The organism is Actinotalea caeni, assembly GCF_009733795.1.
Lineage (GTDB): Bacteria > Actinomycetota > Actinomycetes > Actinomycetales > Beutenbergiaceae > Pseudactinotalea > Pseudactinotalea caeni.
This window is the reverse complement of record NZ_WNXX01000007.1, coordinates 40,855-57,833: the sequence shown is the minus strand read 5'-3', so window position 1 is coordinate 57,833 and position 16,979 is coordinate 40,855. Positions and strand designations below refer to the sequence as shown.

General features: G+C 72.8%; 11 protein-coding genes. 6 read left to right on the top strand and 5 right to left on the bottom strand.

All coding sequences use genetic code 11. The features are described from left to right. The first annotated feature begins 62 nt into the window (after positions 1-62). Positions 63-2,714: a pyruvate, phosphate dikinase gene (ppdK, locus tag GPA02_RS08130; RefSeq protein ID WP_156199420.1), complete on the top strand. Its 2,652-nt coding sequence runs from the start codon at positions 63-65 to the stop codon at positions 2,712-2,714. A gap of 3 nt (positions 2,715-2,717) precedes the next feature. On the opposite strand, the gene GPA02_RS08125 is transcribed toward ppdK, so the two are convergent. Both GPA02_RS08125 and GPA02_RS08120 read right to left on the bottom strand, forming a co-directional pair. Next, positions 2,718-4,997, bottom strand: a complete 2,280-nt coding sequence (locus tag GPA02_RS08125) for a rhamnogalacturonan lyase family protein (RefSeq protein WP_162457728.1) — start codon at positions 4,995-4,997, stop codon at positions 2,718-2,720. A gap of 107 nt (positions 4,998-5,104) precedes the next feature. Then, the gene (locus GPA02_RS08120; RefSeq protein WP_156199511.1) at positions 5,105-5,794 is read right to left on the bottom strand and encodes a DNA alkylation repair protein; all 690 of its coding nucleotides are present in this window, start codon (positions 5,792-5,794) and stop codon (positions 5,105-5,107) included. A 197-nt stretch (positions 5,795-5,991) separates the two neighbouring features. Here GPA02_RS08120 and GPA02_RS08115 point away from each other — a divergent pair, with 197 nt between their 5' ends. Beyond that, a complete protein-coding gene (locus tag GPA02_RS08115; protein WP_240133949.1) occupies positions 5,992-6,657 on the top strand; it encodes a uridine kinase family protein in 666 nt (221 codons plus the stop codon). An 814-nt stretch (positions 6,658-7,471) separates the two neighbouring features. Here the strand turns inward: GPA02_RS08115 and GPA02_RS08110 are convergent. Then, positions 7,472-8,464, bottom strand: coding sequence for a LacI family DNA-binding transcriptional regulator (locus GPA02_RS08110; RefSeq protein WP_156199419.1), 993 nt, complete (start codon positions 8,462-8,464; stop codon positions 7,472-7,474). A gap of 118 nt (positions 8,465-8,582) precedes the next feature. Between GPA02_RS08110 and GPA02_RS08105 the strand changes: the two genes are divergently transcribed. The 4 genes from GPA02_RS08105 to GPA02_RS08090 all read left to right on the top strand — a co-directional run bounded on the left by GPA02_RS08105 (position 8,583) and on the right by GPA02_RS08090 (position 14,197). Further along, positions 8,583-9,881, top strand: a complete 1,299-nt coding sequence (locus tag GPA02_RS08105; RefSeq protein WP_156199418.1) for an extracellular solute-binding protein — start codon at positions 8,583-8,585, stop codon at positions 9,879-9,881. A gap of 35 nt (positions 9,882-9,916) precedes the next feature. After that, positions 9,917-10,921, top strand: a complete 1,005-nt coding sequence (locus GPA02_RS08100; protein WP_240133948.1) for a carbohydrate ABC transporter permease — start codon at positions 9,917-9,919, stop codon at positions 10,919-10,921. Beyond that, entirely contained in the window at positions 10,918-11,787 is an 870-nt protein-coding gene (locus GPA02_RS08095) for a carbohydrate ABC transporter permease (protein WP_156199417.1), read from the top strand. Before GPA02_RS08100 ends, GPA02_RS08095 begins: the two co-directional genes overlap by 4 nt. Before the next feature lie 64 nt (positions 11,788-11,851). Then, the gene (locus GPA02_RS08090) at positions 11,852-14,197 is read left to right on the top strand and encodes a beta-xylosidase/alpha-l-arabinosidase (RefSeq protein ID WP_156199416.1); all 2,346 of its coding nucleotides are present in this window, start codon (positions 11,852-11,854) and stop codon (positions 14,195-14,197) included. Here GPA02_RS08090 and arfA read toward each other — a convergent pair. Further along, entirely contained in the window at positions 14,145-15,659 is a 1,515-nt protein-coding gene (gene arfA, locus GPA02_RS08085) for an arabinosylfuranosidase ArfA (RefSeq protein ID WP_156199415.1), read from the bottom strand. The two genes, GPA02_RS08090 and arfA, sit on opposite strands and share 53 nt — an antisense overlap. Positions 15,660-15,720: 61 nt before the next feature. Beyond that, the gene (locus GPA02_RS08080) at positions 15,721-16,953 is read right to left on the bottom strand and encodes a glycoside hydrolase family 27 protein (RefSeq protein WP_156199508.1); all 1,233 of its coding nucleotides are present in this window, start codon (positions 16,951-16,953) and stop codon (positions 15,721-15,723) included. Between the last annotated feature and the right edge of the window lie 26 nt (positions 16,954-16,979).

Here is a 16,979-nt window from a genome sequence, read left to right as displayed (position 1 = left end):
TAGGGTGCGCTTGACGCTGGCGCACGGGCCAGCCGTCGGTTGTCCCGATGGAGTGAGACCCGATGACGGATCAGCACTACCTGTACGACCTGGCCGAGGGCGACGCCTCGATGAAGGCCCTGCTCGGAGGCAAGGGCGCCGGCGTCGCGGAGATGATGCGCCTCGGGGTCCCGGTGCCGGACGGCTTCACCGTCACCACCGCGGCCTGCGTCGACACGATGGCGGCGGGCGGCACGTGGCCCGACGGGCTGTGGGAGGAGACGCTCGCCGCGCTCGCGCGGCTCGAGGAGCGCACGGGGCGTGGCCTGGGCGACCCCGAGCGGCCGCTGCTGGTCTCGGTGCGCTCGGGCGCGGTCGTGTCGATGCCCGGCATGATGGACACGATCCTCAACCTCGGCATCGGCGACGACACGGTCGACGCGCTCGGCCGCGAGGCGGGCGACCCGCGGTTCGCGTGGGACTCCTACCGCCGCTTCGTGCAGATGTACGGCGAGGTCGTCGAGGGCGTGCCCGCGCACGTCTACGAGGACGCGCTCACCGCGCTCAAGAAGGCCCGCGGCGCCGCGCAGGACACCGACCTGAGCACCGACGACCTGCGCGAGCTCGTCGACACCTTCAAGCAGGTGAGCCGGCAGCACATCGGCGACGACCTGCCGAGCGACCCCCGCGAGGCGCTGCGGCGCGCGATCGACGCGGTGTTCCGGTCCTGGCTGAACCCGCGCGCCCGCGTGTACCGGCGCGCGAACGGCATCCCCGACGACCTCGGCACCGCCGTCAACGTCATGCAGATGGTGTTCGGCAACCGCGGCGAGACCTCGGCGACCGGCGTCTGCTTCACCCGCAACCCGTCGACCGGCGCGAAGGAGCTCTACGGCGAGTTCCTGCTCAACGCCCAGGGCGAGGACGTCGTCGCCGGCATCCGGACGCCGCGACCGCTCGCCGAGATGGAGCAGGTGCTGCCCGAGGCCTACGGCCAGCTGCTCGACGTCATGCAGCGGCTCGAGGCGCACTACCGCGACATGCAGGACATCGAGTTCACCGTCGAGGAGGGCTCGCTCTACCTGCTGCAGACCCGCACCGGCAAGCGCACCGCCGCCGCCGCGCTCAAGGTGGCCCGCGACCTCGTCGAGGAGGGCGTGATCACCCGCGAGGAGGCGCTGCGCCGCATCGAGCCCGCCCAGCTCGACCAGCTGCTGCACCCCGCGATCGACCCCGCGCACGGCCGGGAGCCGCTCACGCGCGGGCTCGCCGCCTCCCCCGGCGCCGCCGTCGGCGAGATCGTGCTCGACTCCGACCTCGCCGAGCGGCGCGGCAAGGCCGGCGACGCCGTCGTGCTCGTGCGGTGGGAGACCACGCCCGACGACATCGCGGGCACCCTGGCCGCGCAGGGCGTGCTGACGGCGCACGGCGGCATGACCAGCCACGCGGCCGTCGTCGCGCGCGGCATGGGCAAGCCCTGCGTCGCGGGCGCCTCGGAGATCGCGATCGACACCGAGGCGCGGACGCTGACGGTCGGCGACGTCACGCTCGCCGAGGGCGACTGGATCACGCTCGACGGCTCGACCGGCGCCGTGTACCGCGGGGCCCTGGAGCTGGTGCCGCCGCAGATCAACACCGACTTCGCGACCGTCGTCGGCTGGGCCGACGAGATCCGCCGGCTCGGGGTGCGCGCCAACGCCGACAACGGACCCGACGCCGCCCGGGCGCGGGAGTTCGGCGCCGAGGGCATCGGGCTGTGCCGCACCGAGCACATGTTCATGGAGCACGACCGGCTGCCGGCGGTCCGGCGCATGATCCTCGCGAGCGACGACGACGAGCGCGCGGCCGCGCTCGCGGAGATCCTGCCGATGCAGCAGGCCGACTTCGAGGAGATCCTCGAGGCGATGTCCGGGCTCCCGGTCACGATCCGGCTGCTCGACCCGCCCCTGCACGAGTTCCTCCCGAACCTCGTCGACCAGGCGCTGGAGGTGCAGCGGCTGGAGCTCGCGGGCGAAGGCCACCCGACCGACCTGCAGCACGCCCGCGCGCTGCTGGCGCAGATCAAGAAGCTCACCGAGCAGAACCCGATGCTCGGCACCCGCGGCGTCCGGCTCGCGCTGCTGCACCCAGAGATCCCGCAGATGCAGGTGCGCGCGATCGCGCGGGCGGCGTTCGCCGTCGCCGACCGCGGCGGCGACCCACGCGTGGAGATCATGGTGCCGCTCGTCGCCTTCGCCGAGGAGCTGCGCCGGATGCGGGCGATCATCACCGAGACGCTGGAGGAGGAGTTCGAGCGCGCCGGCCGCCGTCTCGAGATCCCGATCGGCACGATGATCGAGCTGCCCCGCGCCGCCGTCGTCGCCGACCAGATCGCCGAGCACGCCGACTTCTTCTCGTTCGGCACCAACGACCTCACCCAGACCGGCGTCGGCATCTCCCGCGACGACGCCGAGGGCGCGTTCCTGTCGTCCTACCTCGACACCGACCTCGTGCCCGACAACCCGTTCTCCTCGATCGACGTCGACGGCGTCGGTGGGCTGGTGCGGCTCGGAGCCGAGGGCGGCCGGTCCCGCAAGCCCGGTCTCAAGCTCGGGGTGTGCGGCGAGCACGGCGGCGACCCGGCCTCGATCGCGCTGTTCGAGCGGCTCGGCCTCGACTACGTGTCGTGCTCGCCGTACCGCGTGCCGATCGCCCGGTTCGCCGCCGCGCAGGCCGCGTTGGATGCGAGGCGCTGAGGCTCAGCCGGTCGCCGCCCCCACCGTGACGTCGTGCTCGTACGTGCGCGAGACGTTGCCGTTGAGGTCGTGCGCGTTGTACCGGACCGTGTAGTCGCCCGGCGGCAGCGCGACCGTCGCGGTGTGGGTCGCCGTCAGGTCGCCGTCGACGCGTGACTGGGTGCTGCGCACCAGCACGCCGTCGGCGTAGACGTTCGCGACGACACGGGCGAGCCCGACCTCGTCGCTCGCGTCCACCCGGATCGTCAGCTCCTCGACGGCGCCGGTGGTCGGCTCGACGAGCTCGACGAGCGGGCGGGTGGTGTCGACCACCGGCTCGGGGGCGTCGGTGTAGGCGATCCGCGGCGCCGGCGGCGTCGCCATGCCCTCGCCGAGGAAGTAGCTCGTGTGCGGGGGCTGGTTGTACGCGACGTTCTGCCACGCGACCGCGAGCCGGTACACCGGGTCGGACATCAGCGTGCGCAGCCGGTGCTCGGTGACGTCGGTCGTCGTGAAGATCCGCAGCGCCGTCGAGTCCTCGGTGCGGTACACCAGCTCCTCGCGCCAGTCGCCGAACAGGTCCGCCTGCAGGCTCGGGTTGCCCTTGGTGTCGTTGTTCGTCTTGACGCCCTCGGGCGCGAAGATCTCGACCTGCTCGCCGGCCTCGTGGTCCCAGTCGTAGACGTAGGGGTCGCCCGTGCGCGGCACGTCGTCGAAGACGTGGTCGGCGATCTCGTACAGCAGGTCCGCGTCCCACTGCACGACGAAGTTCGCCGCCGGGATGCTGCTGCCGATCCGCTCGCCGTCGGCGCTCATGAGGTAACCGGTCGTGTCGTCCCACTCGCCCGAGCCGACGGCCCAGCCCTCGGCACCGGGGTAGCGCGGGTCGATGTCGGCGGCGGCGCCGCGGCCGGTGTCGCGGGTGGCCGGGATGCTCCACAGGATCTCGCCGGTGGCGGCGTCGCGCATCGTCGCGCCGCGGCCACCCGAGCAGTCCATGCACTCGTGGACGGCGAACACCTCGAGGCCGTCGTTGCTCGGCACCAGGTCGCTCACGTGCATGGCGTCGCCGTGACCGAGGCCGGTCGCGTACGCGAGCGTTCCGTCGTCGTCGATCGTCGCCGAGCCGAACACGATCTCGTCGCGGTGGTCGCCGTCGACGTCGGCGACCGAGAGGTTGTGGTTGCCCTGCCCGGCGGCCGCCTCGTTGCCCGGCTCGTCGGAGTCGAACACCCAGCGCAGGGCCAGCCGCTCGCCGTCGAAGTCCCACGCGGCCAGCACGGCCCGCGTGTAGTAGCCGCGCGTGAAGACGACGCTCGGGTGCCCGCCGTCGAGGTAGGCGACGGCGGCGAGGAAGCGGTCCACCCGGTTGCCGTAGCCGTCGCCCCAGTCGTCGACGACGCCGCGGGGCGGCACGTAGTCGACCGTGTCGATCGCGGCACCGGTGAGACCGTCGAACACCGTGAGGAGCTCGGGGCCGTCCAGCACGTAGCCGGCCTCGTTGCGCCAGTCGGCCTCGGGGTCCCCGATGACGGTCCCGACGCCGTCGACCGTGCCGTCGGCGGTCTTGACGGCGACCTCCGCGCGGCCGTCGCTGTCGAGGTCGAAGACCATGAGCTGCGTGTAGTGGGCGCCGGCGCGGATGTTGCGGCCGAGGTCGATCCGCCACAGCTGCTCGCCGTCGAGCGTGTAGGCGTCGACGTAGACGTTGCCGGTGTGGCCCGACTGGCTGTTGTCCTTGGCGTTGGTCGGGTTCCACAGCAGCACGATCTCGAGCCGGCCGTCGCCGTCGAGGTCGCCGACGCTCGCGTCGCTCGCCCGGTACTCGTACGCGACGCCGTCGGGCGTCACGCCGCCCTCGGGGACCTCCAGCGGCACGTCGAGGTGGTTCTGCGCCCAGGGCGTGAACTCCTCGGTGGCCCAGAAGGCGCCGTCGGGCGTGATCGCCTGCACCCGGTAGACCGAGCCCGCGGCGCCGTCCGGGTCGAGCAGGTTGGTCGAGCCTGCGACGGCCGCGTCGTTGACCTTGACGCCGTCGCGGAAGACGTTGAAGACGATCTCCTCGGGGTCGAGCCCGAGCATCCGCCAGCCCACGTAGACGCCACCCTCGGTCACGACCGCGACGGGAGCGCGGTCGAGGTGCTCGGCGTCGCGGACCGGCACCTGCTCCGGCCCGGGCGGCTCGGCGCCCGCGGGCAGCCCGACGGCGACGGCTCCTCCCAGCGCGAGTGCCGCCGTCGCGAGGGCGGTCGTGAGCCTGCGGGAGCCGCGCGCAGGGCGCGGCGGTCGGGCGTGCGGTGCCATGATCATCTCCGCCGATGAGACTGAATCGATTCAGGCGTCGGCACGACGCTAGCGCATCGATACGTGACGCGTCAACGATCGGTCTCGGCTGCCGGACGAGACGCTCGCTAGAGATGCTTGGTCGCTTCGCGGACCGACAGCGGGGACAGGTCGGGATGGGCGGCGACGAACGCCCGCACCCAGTCGGGGTCGACCCGGGCGTGCTGCCGCAGCGCCCAGCCGATCGCCTTGCGGAGGAAGAAGTCGCCCTCGCCGATGCTCGCCTCGATCGCCTCGGTCAGCAGGGCGACATCGGTGCGCTCCTTGGCCCCGAGCTGGCAGATGATCGCCGTCCGGCGCCGCCAGCGGTCGTCGTCGTGGGCCCACGCGCGCATCGCGGGCGCCACCTCGTCGGGGTGCGCGAGCAGCAGCGGGCCCACCCGGCGGTTCGCGATCTCGTCGACGTGGTCCCACCAGGCACCGGTGACGATCATGTGCTCGTACAGCGGCAGCAGCTCCGGGCCCTGCCAGGCGCGGTAGCCGCGCCAGCCGGTGAGATCGGTCGCCAGGTACCGCTCCTCGCGGAACCGCGCCGCGTCCCACAGCGTGCGCACGGTCGCGACGAGCACGGCCGGTGAGGGCAGCGGGTGCGCGGCGAACAACCGCCGTGCGAGCGCCGCCCGTTCAGGCTTCGGCACCCCGCGGAACGGCATCTCCGACCGCATGTACCGCTGCATCTGAGGCGCCTTGACGGGATCCGCCAGCTCGGCGAGCCCCCGCCGCGCGGCCTCGACCAGCGCCTCGTCCGGCTCCGCCACGACACCCCCCACGGCACCCCTCCTCTGCAGGCCACACCTGCCGCCCTTCTCGACAGGTCCCGCCGCTACACCTAGCAGCCCCCGCCCGCGAGATCGAGGTCTTGGGTCGAGATCGAGGATCTGGATCCTCGATCTCGACCCAAGACCTCGATCTCGTCGCCGACGCAGGCACGTGGGGGCTCGGGGATAATGGCTCGGTGCCAGCCGACAGCCCGCCCCCGGACGGCGTCGGTGACGACGGCGGGCTCTTCGCGATCCCGGCGGGCAGCCGTCAGGTCCCGACCCGGGTGGTGCTGCTGACCGGGCCGTCCGGTTCCGGCAAGTCCTCGCTCGTGCGCCGGCTCGGCCTGCCGACCGTCGCGCTCGACGACTTCTACCGCGACGTCGACCACCCCGGGCTGCCGCGCCGCTACGGCATCGTCGACTGGGACGACCCGGCGTCGTGGGACCGCGAGGCCGCCGTCGAGGCGCTCGTGTCGCTGTGCCGCGAGGGCGAGGCGACGATCCCGGTCTACGACATCCCGACGTCGCGCCGCACCGGCGAGACGCGTCTGGTGCTCGACGGCGAACCGGTGGTCGTGGCCGAGGGGATCTTCGCGGCCGAGATCGTCGCGGACCTGCGGCGCGAGGACGTGCTGGCGGACGCGCTCTGCCTCGTGCGGCCCCGGCTCACGACGTTCTGGTTCCGGCTGCTGCGCGACCTCGGCGAGGGGCGCAAGGCGCCGACGACGCTCGTGCGGCGCGGTCTCGCGCTCATGCGCCACGAGCCCGAGCTGATCAGCGGCTGGGTCGCCAAGGGCTGCCGCGACCTCTCCCCCGCGGCCGCCGAGCAGACGGTGCGCCGGCTCGCCCGCCAGGGCTGACACGCGCACCGCGCCTGGTCCACTCACCCACCACCGGCGGGGCCGCCACACCACCACCCACCCTCGGCGACGCCCTGGCACCACCCGCATCCACGAGCTCGTACCTGGGTGCCGAGCTCGCAGCGTGCACCGTACGAGCTCGGCACCCAGGTACGAGCTCGCAGGGCAACGGGAACAGAGAGCGCGACGGCGACCCACCGGCACGCCGGCCGGCCGGCCTGACCTCGCTCCATCACGCCGAACTCGTACTGCGGCGCCCAACTCGTAGCGTGCACCGTACGAGCTCGGCACCCAGGTACGAGTTCGCAGGGCCGCGGAAACAGCAGCGAGCGCGACGGCGACCCCACCGGCGCACCGGCCGGCCGGCCACCCTGACCACACTCCCACCGGCGCCCGCCCCGGCCCAGCCTGCCCGGCGCCCGGTCACCATGCCCCCCCCGCGTCGACCAACTCGTACTGCGGCGCCCAACTCGTAGCGTGCACCGTACGAGCTCGGCACCCAGGTACGAGTTCGCAGGGCCGCGGAAACAGCAGCGAGCGCGACGGCGACCGCACCGACACTCCGGCCGGCACCCACCCCGGTCCCGCTCCCCACCGGGCGGCCACCCTGCCCATCGCTGCCTCGCACCGCACCGCGCCGCACCGCACCGCGCCGCGCCGCGCCGACCAACTCGTAGCCCCCGACCCAACTCGTAGCGTGCACCGTACGAGATCGGCGCGCAGGTACGAGTTCGCGCACGGGGCGGGGCGCGCACCGGGCGGGGCGCGCACCGGGCGGGAGCGCCGGCGGGGCGGGGGTCGCCGGGCTGGATCGCTAGCGGGGTGGGGCGGTGCTCGCGCGGACGACGAGCTCGGTCGGGAGCTGCACGTGGCTGGTCTCGAGCGTGCCGCCGTCGAGCAGCGTGCGCAGCATCTCCGTCGCCACCGCGCCCAGGCGCTGGATGTGCTGGCGCACCGTCGTCAGCGGCACCGCGACGCGGGTCGACTCCGGGATGTCGTCGAAGCCGATGATCGAGAGGTCGTCCGGGACGCGGAGGCCGACCTCGTGGGCGACCTCGAGCGTGACGAGCGCGGACCGGTCGTTGGCGGCGAACACCGCGGTCGGCGGCTCCGGCTGCGTCAGCAGCTCCCGCACCGCCTCCTTGGCGAGCTCGTCCTCGTAGTGGCCGATGCGGATCAGCGAGGGGTCGAACGGGACGCCGGCGGCCGCCAGCGCGTCGCGGTAGCCCTGCTCGCGCAGCTGCGCCGAGCGCAGGTCCGGGCGGCCGGCGAGGAACCCGATGCGGGTGTGGCCGAGGTCGAGCAGGTGCCGGGTGGCCGTCAGCGCGCCCTCGAGGCTGTCGGACTCGACCGCGGGCGTGCCCTCGGGTCCGGTGTGCGGGTCGATGACGACGACCGGGATGTCGACCGGTGCGGCGAGCACGGTCGGCGTCACCAGGATGGCGCCGTCGATGAGGGTGCCGCTCAGCCGGCGCAGCGACCGGTTCTCCCACTCCGAGCCGTCGGCGCGGCGGGCGCTGTAGGCCAGCAGCTCCAGGTCGCTGCCGTGCAGCGCGGTGCCGACGCCCTTGAGGATCTCGGCGCTGAACGGCTCGAAGTCGGCGACGAGGCAGCCGATGACGTTCGTGCGCCGCGAGCGCAGGCTGGTGGCCACCAGGCTGGACTCGTAGCCGAGCCGCGCGATCACGCCCTGGACGCGCAGCAGCGTGCTCGCGGCGACGCCGTCGCGGCCGTTGAGAACCTTCGAGACGGTGGCGACCGAGACCCCTGCTTCGCGCGCGACGTCGGTGATCGTGACCCGCGGCATGCCGCTGACCATACCGCTGTTCGATCGCGACTAAAACGTTATCGATAACGATTGACATGCGCCCTCGGGGTTTGCGACAGTTCCCCACGACGGTCGACGACGACAGAAGGGCATGTTGATGAGGAAGTCACGATGGGCAGCCGGTGCAGCCGCTGCGGTCGCCGCAGGGATGCTGCTCACGGCGTGCGGCTCCGACGCCGGCGGCAACGGGGGTAGCAGCGACGGCGACGGTGTCACGATCACCTGGTGGCACAACTCGAACAACGAGCCGGGGCTGGGCTACTACCAGCAGGTGGCCGAGGACTTCATGGCCGACAACCCGGGTGTCACGATCGAGATCAGCGCCATGCAGCACGAGGACATGGGCACCAAGCTCGACGCGGCCATGCAGAGCGGCGACATGCCGGACATCTTCATGGAGCGCGGCGGCGGCGAGATGGCCGACAAGATCGACGCCGGTCTGATCCGCGACCTCACCGACGACGCGGCGGAGACCATCGAGAAGCTGGGCGGCTCGGTCGCCGGCTGGACGCTCGACGGCCGCACCTACGCGCTGCCGTTCTCGATCGGCGTGGTGGGCTTCTGGTACAACACCGCCCTCTTCGAGGAGGCCGGGATCACCGACACCCCGACCACGATGGACGAGCTCTTCGAGACCATCGACGCGCTCAAGGCCGCCGGCATCGACCCGATCTCCGTCGGGGCGGGCGAGGGCTGGCCGGCCGCGCACTACTGGTACTACTTCGCGCTGCGCGAGTGCTCCGAGGAGGCCCTCAACACCGCGGTCAGCTCGCTGCAGTTCGACGACCCGTGCTTCATCCGCGCCGGTGAGGCGCTCGAGGAGCTGATCGCCGCCGAGCCGTTCAACCCCGGCTTCCTCTCGACGCCGGCGCAGGCCGGCGCGACGAGCGCCTCGGGTCTGCTCGCGACCGGCAAGGTCGCGATGGAGCTCGCCGGCCACTGGGAGCCCGGGGTCATGCAGGGCCTCACCGACGACGGCCAGGGCCTCGGCGAGAACACCGGCTGGTTCCCGTTCCCGACGACCCCGACCGGCGAGGGCGACCCGACGGCCGCGCTCGGCGGCGGCGACGCCTGGGCGCTGTCGGGCGACGCGCCGGACGAGGCGCTCGAGTTCATCGAGTACCTGCTCTCCGACGAGGTGCAGCAGGGCTTCGCCGAGAACGACATGGGGCTGCCGACCAACCCGGCCGCCGTCGACTCGATCAGCGACCCGGCGCTGGCAGGTCTGCTCGAGGTGCGTGACTCCGCGCCCTACGTGCAGCTCTACCTCGACACCGCCTTCGGTCAGGCCGTCGGTGGCGCGATGAACGACGAGATCGCGCTGCTCTTCGCCGGGCAGGCGACCGCTCAGGACGTCGTCGACGCCATCGAGCAGGCCGCCGGGACGGCAGGCTGAGCGTGGCGGACGGCGCAACCAGGGCTCCGTCCGCCGTGGCGACCGCCGCTGCCGCCGGCCCCGCGCAGGAGACGGTGCGCACCCCGCGCACCGACCCTCCCGCGGGGCCCGCGGCAGCCGCGGCGCGACGGCGCGGCATCTCGTGGCGGCAGCGCCTCGAGATCGCCGTGCTCGTCGCGCCCGCGCTCGTGCTCATGGTGGTCTTCGTGGCGTGGCCGGTGCTGCGAGCCGTGCAGTGGTCCTTCTTCACCTGGAAGGGGTACGGACCGCTCGTCGACTTCGTCGGGCTCGCGAACTACGTCTCGATCCTCACCAACGACGTCTTCCACGGCGCCGTCAGGCACAACCTGTTCGTCGTCGTGGCCTCGATCGTGCTGCAGCTGCCGCTGGGGCTGGCGATCGCGCTGCTGCTCAACCGCCCGATGTACGGGCAGGGCGTGCTGCGCACGATCGTCTTCGTGCCCTACGTGCTGGCCGAGGTCATCGCCGGTGTCGTGTGGTTCCAGCTGCTGCAGCCGCGCTACGGCGTCATCGACGCCTGGCTCGAGCGGTTCGGGCTGAGCGGGCCGGCGCAGGGCTGGCTCGGCACGCCCGAGCTGGCGCTCTACGCCGTCATGATCGTGCTCACCTGGAAGTACCTGGGCATGGCGGTGATCCTCATGCTCGCGGGGCTGCAGGGCATCCCGCACGACGTCACCGAGGCAGCCGAGATCGACGGCGCCTCCTGGTGGCAGACCCAGTGGCGGATCACGATCCCGCTGCTGGGCCCGACGATGCGCACCTGGGCGTTCCTGTCGATGATCGGGTCGCTGCAGCTGTTCGACATGGTCTGGATCCTCACGCGCGGCGGCCCGGCCAACGCCACCACGACGATGGCGACATTCCTGCTCACCGAGGGCCAGCGCCGCGCCAACTACGGGATCGCCTCGGCGGCGTCGGTGGTGCTGTTCGTCATCGCGCTCGTGATGGCGCTGACCTATCAGCGCTTCATCCTCAGCCGCGACAACACCGTCGACTCGCCTCGGAGGGGGAAGCGATGACCGCCACGACTCTCCCCGGCACGCGGGTGCGGCGCCGGGCCCGGCGCGACGCGAAGTCGCGCAACCCGCTGCTCTACGTCGCGGCGCTCGTCGTCGTGGCGCTGAGCCTCGGCCCGGTGCTGGTCGGCGTGATCGGCGGCTTCCGCACCAACGCCCAGCTCGCCGAGGACCCGGCCGGCCTGCCCGACCCGTGGGTGCTCGACAACTACCTGAACGTCATCACGGGCGCGGAGTTCTGGCGCTACGCGCTGAACTCGACGGCGATCGCGCTCATCACGACCGGGCTGGTGGTGCTGCTGGGCGTGATGGCGGCCTACCCGCTCGCGCGGTACCGGTTCCGCGGCCGTGAGGCGCTGTTCACGATCTTCGTCATGGGCCTGCTCTTCCCGGCGACCGTGGCGATCATCCCGCTGTTCATCATCGTCACGCGGGACCTGGGCCTGGGGAACACCTGGTGGGGCGTCGCGCTGCCGCAGGCGGCGTTCGCTCTCCCCCTGACGGTCGTGATCCTGCGGCCGTTCCTCGCCGCGATCCCGACCGAGATCGAGGAGGCCGCGCTGCTCGACGGCGCGAGCCGGCTCGGGTTCTTCTGGCGAATCCTGCTGCCGCTGTCCGGCCCGGGCATGGTGACCGTCGGCGTGCTGGCGTTCGTCACGTCGTGGAACAACTACATGCTGCCGCTGCTGCTGCTGCAGGACCGGATGCGCACGCTGCCGCTCGGGGTGGCCGACTTCTCCTCCGAGCACGCGGCCGACATCGCGGGCGTGTACGCCTTCACGACGCTGGCGATGATCCCCGCGCTCGTGTTCTTCCTGGCGATGCAGAAGCGCATCGTCAACGGCCTGCAGGGCGCCGTGAAGGGGTAGCAGCCGGGCGCCACCGCCGCCCGCCGCCGCACACACCTGGACCGACGCCACGAGGAGCTACCGCATGACCGCCACGACGCCCGCCGTCTCCCCCCGCGTGCTCGAGCTGCACGCCCGCATGAGCCGGGAGGAGAAGCTCGCGCAGCTGGTCGGCTACTGGGTCGACCAGGGCGAGGAGACCGTCGCCCCGATGTCGGGCGAGCTGCAGGCGTCGCAGCGGTACGAGACCGCGACGACCCACGGGCTCGGGCACCTCACCCGGGTGTACGGCACCCGGCCGGTCGACGCCGTCGAGCGGGCGCGGTGGCTGTGGCGCGAGCAGGAGCGGCTGCGCGAGCGCTCGGGTCACGGTATCGGCGCGATCGTGCACGAGGAGTGCCTGACCGGGCTGGCCGCGTGGGGCGCGACGATCTTCCCGACGCCGCTCGCGTGGGGTGCCGCGTTCGACCCCGACCTCGTCGAGGAGACCGCGCGTGCGATCGGGTCGACGCTGCGCGGGATCGGGGTGCACCAGGGTCTCGCGCCGGTGCTCGACGTCGCGCGCGACCCCCGGTGGGGCCGTACCGACGAGTGCATCGCCGAGGACCCCTACCTCGTGGGCACGGTCGGCACCGCGTACGTGCGCGGTCTGCAGGGGTCCGGCATCCACGCCACCCTCAAGCACTTCGTCGGGTACTCGGCGTCGCAGGCGGGGCGCAACCACGCGCCGGTGCACGCGGGCCCGCGCGAGATCGCGGACGTGTTCCTGCCGCCGTTCGAGATGGCGGTGCGCGACGGCGGGGTGCGCTCGGTCATGAACTCCTACTCCGAGATCGACGGTGTCCCGGTCGCCGCCTCGCCGTACTACCTCACCGAGGTGCTGCGCGAGCGGTGGGGGTTCGACGGCGTCGTGGTCGCCGACTACTTCTCGATCGCGTTCCTGCACATGAGCCACGCGGTGGCCGCCGACCGGGGCGAGGCGGCGGGACTCGCGCTCGCGGCCGGCATCGACGTCGAGCTGCCCAGCGGTGACACGTTCGCCGAGCCGCTCGCGGAGGCGCTGGCGGCCGGGACGGTCGACGAGGCGCTCGTCGACCGCGCGGTGCTGCGCGTGCTCGCGCAGAAGGAGGATCTCGGGCTGCTCGACCCGCCGACCGACGAGGCGCCCACCGCCGTCGACCTGGACCCGCCCGCGCACCGCGAGCTCGCCCGGCGGCTCGCCGAGTCCTCGCTGGTGCTGCTGAGCAACGACGGCCTGCTGCCGCTGGCCGACCGGGCGCCGCAGCGGCTCGCGGTCATCGGCCCCAACGCCGACCGGCCTGAGGCGATGCTCGGCTGCTACTCCTTCGTCAACCACGTGCTCGCGCACCACCCGGGCGTGCCGCTGGGTGTCGAGATCCCGAGCGTCGCCGAGGCGCTGCGCGCCGAGCTCGACGAGGTGGAGGTCACGACGACGCCGGGCTGCGACGTCGACGGCGACGACACCTCGGGCATCCCGGCGGCGGTCGCGGCCGCCGAGGCGGCGGACGTCGCGGTGGTCGTCGTCGGCGACCAGGCCGGCCTGTTCGGGCGCGGCACGGTCGGCGAGGGCAACGACGTCGAGTCCCTCGAGCTGCCCGGCGTGCAGCGCCAGCTGGTCGAGGCGGTCGTCGCCACCGGCACCCCGGTGGTGCTGGTGCTGCTCACCGGCCGCCCCTACGCGATCGGCTGGGCGCTCGACGGCGAGACCTCCGCGGCCGCCGTGCTGCAGTCGTTCTTCCCGGGCCAGATGGGCGGCCCCGCGATCGCGCGCGTGCTCGCGGGCACCGTCGCGCCGTCGGGCCGGCTGCCGATCACGATGCCGCGCTCGGCGGGTGCGCAGCCGTACTCCTACCTGCGGCCCGCGCTGGCCGGCAGCGGCGGTGTCAGCAGCGCGGACACCACCCCGGTGCGGCCCTTCGGCTTCGGGCTGACCTACACGACGTTCGAGCGCACGGACCTGCGGGTGCCGGCCGAGGTCGCCACCGACGGCAGCCTGACCGCGACGGTCACGGTGACCAACACCGGCGAGCGCACCGGCGTCGACGTCGTGCAGCTCTACGGCCACGACGTGCACGCGAGCGTCACCCGGCCGGCTGCGCAGCTGCTCGGCTACCGCCGCGTCGAGCTCGAGCCGGGCGAGAGCGCCGAGGTGACGTTCACCGTCCCGACCTCACTGCTCGCCCTCACCGACCCGGGCATGACCCGGGTGGTCGAGCCGGGCGACGTCGAGCTCTGGGTGGGTGGCTCGTGCGAGGACAAGGAGGCCGTGGCCTCCACGCTGCTGGTCGGCGACGTGCACCGCGTCACCGCCGCGGACGGCCGGGTCACGACCAGCGCCGTGACCCGGCCGGCGGAGGTCAGCCCTGCAGCCGGACGCAGCTCCACGAGATCGGCGGCAGCGTCACGCTGAGCACGCCGTCGGCGAGCCGGGCGGAGCCGTTGGGCTCGGGCAGCACCGACTCGGAGTCGTCCGCCGTCGCCGACCAGGTGTGGTCGTCGTTGGCGTAGGTGAGCGCCTCGACGAGCTCCAGGTTCCCGCCGAGAGCGGCGAGCGAGACCTGCAGCTCCAGCGGCTCGGTCGTCGAGCGGTTGACGGCGAACAGCGAGACCGCGCCGGTCTCGGCGTCGCGCGTCGCGACCGCGTCGAGCGAGGTGACCTCGCCGAAGCGGGCGGTGCTGTGCGTCGGCGACGACAGCGCCACCTGCAGCACCTCGCCCTGGGCGTGCGTGGCGGTGAGCGAGAACGGGTGGAACGTCGTCTGCTTCCACACCCGGCCGCCCGGCTCGGTCATGATCGGCGCGATGACGTTGACCAGCTGGGCGAGGCTCGCCGAGTGCACGCGGTCGGTGTGCCGCAGCAGGGAGATCAGCAGCGACCCGACGACGACGGCGTCCGCGACGTTGTAGCGGTCCTCGAGCAGGCGCGGCGCCACCGGCCAGTCGTCACCCTTCGCGATGTCGCTGGCGACACGGTCCTGGTACCAGACGTTCCACTCGTCGAAGCTGATGTTGATCCGCTTCTCGTGGCGCCCGACGGCGCGCACGTGGTCCGCGGTCGCCACGACCGACTCGATGAAGCGGTCCATGTCGACGGCGGAGGCGAGGAAGCTGGCGAGGTCTCCGTCCTTCTCCTGGTAGTAGGCGTGCGCCGAGACGTAGTCGATGTTCTCGTAGGTCTCGGCCAGCACGGTGGCCTCCCACGACCCGAACGTCGGCATGCTCGAGCTCGAGGAGCCGCACACGACGAGCTCGAGGTCGGGGTCGACCATCCGCATCGCGTTGGCGGTCTCCTTGGCGAGCCGCGCGTACTCCTCGGCGGTCTTGTGACCGATCTGCCACGGGCCGTCCATCTCGTTGCCGAGGCACCACATGCGGATCCGGTAGGGCTCCTCCTGGCCGTGGCTGCGGCGCAGGTCGGCGAAGTGCGTGCCGCCGACGACGTTGGTGTACTCGAGCAGGTCGAGCGCCTCCTGCACGCCCCGGGTCCCGAGGTTGACCGCCATCATCGGCTCGATGTCGGCCTTGGCGCACCAGCGCATGAACTCGTCGACGCCGACGGTGTTCGGGTCGGTCGAGTGCCACGCGAGGTCGAGACGGCGCGGCCGCTGCTCGACCGGGCCGATGCCGTCCTCCCAGCGGTAGCCGGACACGAAGTTGCCGCCCGGGTAGCGCACGGTGCCGACGCCCAGCTCCTTGACGAGGTCGATGACGTCCTGGCGGAAGCCGTCCGCGTCGGCCGTGGGGTGGCCCGGGTCGTGGATGCCGGTGTAGACGCAGCGGCCCAGGTGCTCGACGAACGAGCCGAAGGTCCGGCGCCGGACCGGCCCGACGACGAACGCGGGGTCGAGGGTGAGATGTGCACTGGCAGGCATGCGAGGGATCTCCTTGCTGGGGTCGGTACGGGGGCGGCCGGTGCCTGCGGCCGCGGGTGGGTCAGGGGTGCGCGGACGGCTCGAGGCGCAGCAGCCGGACGCCGTGGCGCGGGATCTCGAGGGCGGCGAGGTCGGCGTCCGCCGAGGCCCACAGGTCGGTCGCGGCGCCGGCGGGGACGCCGTCGAGCCCGGTGAGGTCGACGGTCGTCGCCTCCTCGCCGAGCCAGAATGCTCCGACCCAGACGGCGCCGGTCTCGACGTCGGTCGCGCGCCAGACCCGCAGGTCGCCGTCGCGGTGGATCTCGCCGTTGTCGCGCGAGTGCCCGAGCACGCGCAGCACGTCGCGGTTGGTGAGCAGCGCGAGGGTCGCGTCGTCGGTCTCCGGGAGGTGGCCGCCCATCATGAGCGGGGACCGGCCGAGCACCCACAGGCTCAGCAGGGTGCGCTGCTCGTCGGCGGTGAGCAGGCTCATCCGCGGCTCGCCACGCTCGGCGCGCAGCCCGATGCGGCCGAGCGGCAGCATGTCGGCGTCGGCCCAGCCGCCGGGACGCTGGTGCGGTGCCCAGCGGGCGAGCCGGTCGAACTGGTCGGCGACGTCGACCCAGCGGTCCCACAGGTCGTCGGAGATCCGCCACATCTGGGCGTTGGCACGCAGGTGCTCGAGGTGCGCGAGGTCGAGCCCGGTGCCGGGCGAGAGGCTGAGCAGGATCTCCCGGCCGCTGCGCCGGATCGCTTCGGCGTAGGCCGCGATCTCGCGGTCGTGGTAGGGCGCGAGCATGTCGTCGGCCTTGATGTAGTCGACGCCCCAGCGCGCGAACGTCGCCACCTGGGCGTCGTAGTAGGCCTGCGCGCCCGGGTGGTCGTGGTCGAGGCCGTAGTTGTCCGGGTTCCACGGGCAGGTCGAGGTCGTGTCGGCGATGTCCCGCGCCGACCAGCTCGTGCCCGCGACCGGCAGGTCGCGCTCGACGGCGATCTTCGGGATGCCGCGCATGATGTGGACGCCGAAGCGCAGCCCGAGGTCGTGCACGCGCGCGGCGAGCGGGCCGAACCCGGCGCCGTCGGCCGCCGACGGGAACCGGTTGGGCGCGGGCTGCGGGATGCCGTGCTCGTCGAGCAGCAGGGGCGCGTCGTCGTTGTAGCCGTGCGCGCGTGCCGTGGGGTCGTACCACTGGATGTCGACGACGACGGTGTCCCACCCGAAGGGCAGCAGGCGCCGTGCCATCACCTCGGCGTTGGCGAGGACCTCGTCCTCGGTGACCGTGGTGCCGAAGCAGTCCCAGGAGTTCCACCCCATGGGCGGCGTGACCGCGGCGGGGTGCA